General features: G+C 38.8%; 7 protein-coding genes. 1 reads left to right on the top strand and 6 read right to left on the bottom strand.

The features are described 5' to 3' along the window. Positions 1–684: 684 nt before the first annotated feature. Positions 685–1,389 carry a DUF445 domain-containing protein gene (locus tag QZ562_RS18185; RefSeq protein WP_293763347.1) on the top strand — a complete coding sequence of 235 codons (705 nt, stop codon included), beginning with the start codon at positions 685–687 and terminating at the stop codon, positions 1,387–1,389. Positions 1,390–1,394: 5 nt separating this feature from the next. On the opposite strand, the gene QZ562_RS18180 is transcribed toward QZ562_RS18185, so the two are convergent. The 6 genes from QZ562_RS18180 to QZ562_RS18155 form a co-directional block, all read right to left on the bottom strand. Next, positions 1,395–2,084, bottom strand: coding sequence for an RluA family pseudouridine synthase (locus tag QZ562_RS18180; RefSeq protein ID WP_293763344.1), 690 nt, complete (start codon positions 2,082–2,084; stop codon positions 1,395–1,397). Beyond that, entirely contained in the window at positions 2,077–2,700 is a 624-nt protein-coding gene (locus QZ562_RS18175) for a LysE/ArgO family amino acid transporter (protein ID WP_293763341.1), read from the bottom strand. The genes QZ562_RS18180 and QZ562_RS18175 overlap by 8 nt, the downstream gene beginning before the upstream one ends. A 36-nt stretch (positions 2,701–2,736) precedes the next feature. After that, complete coding sequence (locus QZ562_RS18170) at positions 2,737–3,456, bottom strand: hypothetical protein (RefSeq protein ID WP_293763338.1); 720 nt, start codon at positions 3,454–3,456, stop codon at positions 2,737–2,739. 24 nt (positions 3,457–3,480) lie between these two features. Then, positions 3,481–5,322: an ABC transporter ATP-binding protein gene (locus QZ562_RS18165; protein ID WP_293763335.1), complete on the bottom strand. Its 1,842-nt coding sequence runs from the start codon at positions 5,320–5,322 to the stop codon at positions 3,481–3,483. 303 nt (positions 5,323–5,625) lie between these two features. Further along, the gene (locus QZ562_RS18160) at positions 5,626–6,252 is read right to left on the bottom strand and encodes an RraA family protein (protein ID WP_293763350.1); all 627 of its coding nucleotides are present in this window, start codon (positions 6,250–6,252) and stop codon (positions 5,626–5,628) included. Between the two features lie 4 nt (positions 6,253–6,256). Beyond that, on the bottom strand, positions 6,257–6,676 hold the full coding sequence (locus QZ562_RS18155) for an MAPEG family protein (RefSeq protein ID WP_293763332.1): 420 nt from the start codon (positions 6,674–6,676) through the stop codon (positions 6,257–6,259). Positions 6,677–7,176: the final 500 nt, after the last annotated feature.

Raw genomic sequence — 7,176 nt, 5'->3', positions numbered from 1 at the left:
GAGCAGCATTATACTTATTGGCATCACGGATTCAAGAGGAAAGATTGAAGAAGATATTTTAGTGCTCCTCAAAACATGTAAAATAAGATATTAGTTCTCAATTTCGTCGTATCATAAAAGTTCACACAATCAGATTCTGACATTCTGATTTGTTTATATAGTGTGTTATTAAAAACAAACAAAAATTGTTATTTTTTTTCTTCACTATTTTGAACTTGCCTATCATTTTAACCGCCGCATATTTAAAAAAACTTCAACATGGATGATTGGCTTGATAGTTTTTTTATGCTCTAACACTTATTTTCAAAAATATCTTAAAACGCTTTGATAGATTTTAATTGTTATTAGTGTCTTGGCTATTTATGGTAGCGAATAAGAGCTGCTTAGTTTGTCTGTTGCCTTTAAAAATCGAGACACTCGACACATGGACTGTTTTACAAAAAAAGCTGTCAAATATATTTTTGCAACGATGGAAATAATATCTCGGTATATTCACACTGACGTGTTCAACTCAATATGTAAAACATTCACTGAAAGATATTTATATGTGGTAGACGAACGAACTATGTTTAAATTATTAATATAATAAGCAACACAAAGGTCAGTATTATAGTCTCCTCTTGTTGACAGCATGCATTTTACTGATATAACCCCTCTTAATTCAACAGTATCGGAGTCATCTCTTTGAACAAAAGCATTATCACCAATGGATTAGCCCTCGCCTTAGTATTGCTGGGTTTTACTTTAGGCAACGACATTGTCAAAACTGTCGGGCTGTTTGCAGTATCGGGTGCGATTACTAATTGGATAGCGATACACATGCTGTTTGAAAAAGTACCCGGTTTATATGGTTCTGGTGTAATACCTGAGCGATTCGAAGATTTTAAAAGTGGGATCCGAAATTTGGTAATGGAACAGTTTTTCAGTGAGGACAATATTCAACGCTTTCTGACTGACGGCAACCAACCTATGCATATAGATTTTGCGTCAATTATCAACAAGGTAGACTTAACACCAACATTTGATTCATTGGTTGATGTTATTAAAGACTCTTCATTCGGACAAATGCTTGGCATGTTTGGTGGTGTTGAAGCTTTAGAGCCAATGCGACAGCCTTTCGTAGATAAAATGGGGGCAGCGCTAGGAGATATTACTCAAGAGCCTAAATTTTCATTACTTCTGCAAGAAGAACTAACACAGCCGGATATGCATCAAGAACTCCACCAAAAAATCAATCAAATTGTTGAACAACGTCTCAACGAACTCACACCAAAAATGGTCAAAGATATTATTCAGAAAATGATAAGAGAACATTTAGGTTGGTTGGTTGTTTGGGGTGGTGTATTTGGTGGTTTAATTGGGCTATTAACTGCAATATTCAACGTATAAACAGCTTAAAAAGGACAAGGGCTGGTTAAAGTCATTCTTGTTTGTGATTCCGGGTGAGCGAACGTAATATCGAGGGCATGTAATAGAAGCCTAGTTGACATGCCTTGAGTTTTTTCTGTGCCATACAAATCACATCCTAAAATAGGATGGCCGATGGCTTGACTATGAATTCGTAACTGATGCGTTCTGCCCGTCAAAGGCGTGAAAATTACCCTAGTTCGGGATGGCTCATTTAACCTTTCCATAATTTTATAGTGACTCTTTGCGGATTTGCCATCTTGATGGCAAATTTTAAGCCGTGGAAAAAGTAAACTATCTTTGGCTATGGGTAAATCTATCAGACCCTCACTTTTTACTACTTCACCCGCTAAAATACTCACATAACGTTTAATCACACTTCGAACTTGAAACTGCTTGGTCAGATTGGCGTTCATCACTTTATTTTTTGCCAATAACATGATTCCTGAGGTGCCAAAATCTAGACGATGCACTAACCTGATATCTGGTTGCTGCTGAACTAACCGATAATGAACAGAGTCTTTATTCATTGGATTTTTACCTGATAAGCTTAATAAACCACTGGGCTTGTTGACAGCTAGTAGATATTCGTCCTCGTACAATATTTTAATTTCTTCAAAACAAACTGGCACAACAAAATTGTCAATAATGTCAGCTTTTAGGTTAGGATTATTCATAAAAACTCTGGTAGACAAAAATTGTCAGGCCTGCGGCAATCCAACACATTACTACACCGATCAGAAAATCTAAAACCATCCATGTTTTGCTACTTTCAAAGAATGGAATGAGCTTTTTAGAGGCATAACCTAGGCCAAAAAACCAAATGAATGAAGCCAGCACAGAGCCTGATAAAAACCAGTGTTTTTCCTCGCGACCTAAAGTGCCACCTATGCCACCAATAATCACTAATGTGTCTAAGTAAACATGAGGATTTAGCAGCGTTATCGCCAAAGTGGTTAACATTAACTTAAGGATTGATTGCTCTTGACTGACCACCTGTTCAACGCTTAGATGATTGTTTCCTTTATAAGCCCTAATAAAAGAGTTACAGCCATACCAATACAAGAATATTGCACCTAAAGTTGCTAACAAATTTAAGAAAAATGGGAATTGTTGTAAAACTGAACCGACACCTAAAATACCAACAGTGATTAATACTGAATCACAAATAAAACACACAGCGCAGGCATAAAAAACTTTTTGACCCAACAAACCTTGTCTTAAAATGAAAACATTTTGCGACCCTATCGCGATGATCAAACCACCTGATATTAAGGCCCCTTGAAACAGCATGTTCAACACACATTAATTCTCAGTAAAATTAGTAACTTACTGAGTAAAATCATCAAGCGAACTCTTTGCCTTATCCATTGAAAGTTGTAACGCAGCGCTGATTTCATCCTTCATAAAAGCATGCTTTTGATGAAGTGTATGGTGAGTCTGTGTTTTAAATAACTCTATGACTTTGAGATGTTGAAAGTCAGAGCTTAAAACCTGAGAATTCCCAAAAACATAGATCCCATATTGAAAACGCTCTTGTGCTAAAAGTTTAGGAATGATCGATAGATTGTTAATCGTATAAAAAGAGCGGCTTAGAGATTCAGGGTAAAAACTGAGCAGACCTTTGTGAGTCGTATCAGTCGAAACAATGACATTATTATCATCAAACAAAACCTCTTGATTACATCGCACATCAGGTAGGCACAGCAGAACAAAAATAGAAGTAACCAATGGAGGTTCGATTTTTACAAGTGTATCGTAACCTTTCAAAAGTAAGTCGCTGTAGGCGACATCCCCATCAACTATTCCCGACTCAACAGCTTTAAGGTTTCTTGATGAAGGATGCATCTCAAATGTTAACTTAATACCCATTAATGAATATGCACGCTCTATAATAGGAATGACTTCATGTGTGATGACAGGATGATCAACATAAGAGAATGTCATATGTGAAGGCTTAACTTGGGCCGCTGTACTATCAAAATTAAGAAAAAAAAGACTAATAGATAAAATATTATAAAATAAATAACCTGCTAAATTAATTTTCAAAAGTACCTCTTTGTTAACATTGTTTTACTCTAAACCGATAAAGCCACCAGTTTGATGCTCCCATAGTTTGGCATAGATCCCACGTTTGTGTATCAGCTCAGTATGTGTGCCTGATTCAACAATCTTACCTTCGTCAAGCACCAACAATCTATCCATCTGCGCAATAGTAGATAATCTATGAGCGATAGCCAGTACAGTTTTGTTTTCCATAACTTTATTCAGACAGTGTTGAATTGCCGCTTCTACTTCAGAATCAAGTGCAGACGTAGCTTCATCTAAAATCAAAATCGGTGCGTCTTTTAACATAACTCGGGCTATGGCGATACGCTGGCGTTGACCACCCGAGAGTTTCACTCCACGCTCACCAACATGAGCATCGAAGCCGGTTCTGCCCTGCATATCAGACAACGTCTGCACAAACTCATGAGACTCGGCCTGCTTGGCCGCATTAACCATATCCTCTTCACTAGCATCTAAACGTCCATACAGAATGTTATCGCGCACTGAGCGATGTAACAATGAAGTATCTTGGGTCACCATGCTAATATTGGCACGCAACGTTTCTTGTTGAACCTGACTAATATCTTGTCCATCGATAGTGATACTGCCGCTTTGGATATCATAAAAACGTAGCAGTAGATTAACCAAAGTAGACTTTCCGGCGCCTGAGCGCCCTACCAGTCCGACTTTTTCGCCTGGTTTGATCTTGATATCAAGATCTTTAAACACTGTGATAGGGATGTTATTAGCGCCAGCATAACCAAAGTTCACTTTATTGAAGTGAATCGCCCCTCCCTTCATTTCTAAGGCTTTTGCACTGGGTTTATCTTGCACATCAACGGGCAACGACAAACTGTTGATGCCATCTTGCACTGTACCGATATTTTCAAACAGCGAAGATACTTCCCACATCACCCATTGCGACATACCATTAAGACGTAAACACAAACTCACGGTAATCGCGATTTCACCGGGTGTGACCAACTCCAACATCCATAGATATATCGCCAGCGCAGTAATACTGAATACCAGTAGAGCATTGCTAAACCAAACACAACCATACAACACCGTTACCAGGCGCATCTGAGGATAGACTTTTTTCAAAAAACCCAACATACCCTCTTTGGCGTATTCTGCTTCGCGATTGGTGTGAGCAAACAATTTGACTGTGGTGATATTGGTATAACTATCCACAATACGCCCTGTCATCATCGAACGTGCATCGGCTTGACGTTGCGACACCCTTTTTAATTTGGGAACAAGCGTACGCAAGATCACTAAATAAACTAAAAACCAGATAATAAGTGGAGCACTTAAGCGCCAATCGGCTGAGATAACCAAAAACAAGATACTGAAAAAATACACACTGACATACACTAAAATATCTAATGTTTTCATCACGGTTTCACGTACTGACAACGCAGTTTGCATGACTTTAGTGGCGATACGCCCAGCAAACTCATTTTGAAAAAAACCTAAGCTTTGTCCAATCATATATCGGTGTGCTTGCCAACGGATCTGCATCGGGAAATTTCCCATCAGTCCCTGATGTGACAACAAAGATTGAGTAATCACTAATACCGGTAAAATAACCAACACTAGAACTGCCATCCATATAAGACTGTCCAACTCTTGCTGTAAAAATGTTTCTCTGTCGCTTTCAGCCAACCAATCAACCAGTTGACCTAAAAAACCAAATAGCGATACTTCAAGTGCTGCGATGGCGGCAGCTAAAATAGAGACACAAAAAATAACCGGCCACATACCTTGGGTATAATAACGACAGAACGCGAAAATTGTATCAGGCGGTTGTGTTGGGTGAGCAGCAGGAAACGGATTAGTTAACCGTTCGAAAAATGAAAACATTAAGATTTTTGACCTTGGAGTTGTGTTGCCTGTTAAAAGATATAGCCTAACCTGAACTCAGGCTAAGACGTGCCGTTTCCCTTGCAGTGCCCCTAACAAAACCACCATGTTGAAGGGCTACAATCGAGGTATTAAACTCTTAACGCATCTAGAGAACTGTGTCTTTACGTTTATCTGGGCGAAATTGCTCACAATAGCCAGCTATTGTGAGCAATTTCAACAAAGATAGGCACGATAATAGTAGTGCTGGACGCTACGGATTATAACAAGTTCAGGTTACTAACAGGCCGTCTCTAAATTACATTAATCAAAATATCCTAATTCTTGCAGTTTCGATTCAACTTTTTTCGAATGTTGGACTTTCCAATCAGCCAAATTCATCGAAGCATCTTTATCTGTTCGAGCTTTAGCAAGCTTATAAACCTCTGTGAGTTTATCTTTTGGAATAACCGCAATGCCTTCTTCATCTGCCACAATGTAGTCACCGGCATTAACCGTGGCACCACCACACTGAATAGGTTGATTAAGAGGAAATATTTGTTCTTTAGCTCCTGGCTTGGGCATCACACCACGTGCATAAATTGGAAACTGCGCCTCACGAATTTCAGCAATATCACGAATAAACCCATCAATGACCATAGCAACAACACCTCGCTGTTTTGCAATAGCGCAGACATTGCCACCAACATTAGCGTAATCAAGGCCTGCTTCTACTACAATTACATCACCTGCTTTTGCACGGTAAATCGCTGCATGCAAGCTTAGATGGTCACCTTCTCCACACTTCACAGTAAAAGCAGGTCCTGCAATGCGAGGCATTGGCGACCACATTTGATGAATGTTAGGGCTGATAAACTGCTCTACGAGTAGGCCTTCCGAACATTCGCAAGGAGAAATCTCAAGTAACTCTTCAATTGTTGGATTTGACATCATGCTATGCTCCAATAAATTTTGTGACAAAAATTATCACCCAATAAAAACAAATACCAATCTGTGCTAAGAAAAAAGCAAATCGGATTTGCACGGCTAACACACTCGTCGATATCAAGTGTGTGATAGATTGCCCTAAACGGGCTGCCAAAATCAGTAAGGCTAACCCATCAGTTATCACAGTGGAGTTGGTGGCCAGAGCCAACAGCATGAGACCACCAACGAACGCAAAACTCTCAACACAGTTCCCTTGTGCACGAGCTAATTGTTCACCAAATGCTGGCGAGTTGGAACCATCAGATTTAAAGCCATTCACTGTCTGCTCTTTTTTGGCGACCAATAGAGTTCGGTAGATTGCTAACCAGACTAATAAGATTAATACCCAAGTGATGTAGCCTAAAAGTGAAATAATGGTGTCGTTCATAAATATCCAACTTATTGTTAATAATACTGAATACATTACTCCACACTTTGTTGAAGGCCAACCTCAAAATTTCATTAATAAAATAGATAACCACAATCACAGCTCAACAGACTAGAAACAAGTTCATCCACAAAATCTAGTCTAGTAATGCACTTATTACTGCCGCATTATTATGCAAGATTTTATGAACTTGGCACATATCAGCAATTTCTAAAACCTTGTTGCTTGTTGTGCATCGAGAACCCAGCATAATGAATGTTTCGCACTATAGCTTCAATTCTTGGCGAATCAGCTTCACAGTTGTCGCAATCATGCTGATAGTTTCGAGTATAAGTTAATTCTTCACTAAAGACGGATGTACTAGCCATACAACCTTAATTTGATATTTTCTGGACAGCTTAAATATTTATGAAATCACACGCATCATTTTTATTAGAAGTAAGTTCTATGATGATATAAACAGCGTTTTAGCTTGTTGGATATTAAAACATGCAATATCT

This window comes from uncultured Paraglaciecola sp. (genome assembly GCF_913058035.1).
Lineage (GTDB): Bacteria > Pseudomonadota > Gammaproteobacteria > Enterobacterales > Alteromonadaceae > Paraglaciecola.
This window is presented reverse-complemented; position numbering and strand designations above follow the sequence as displayed.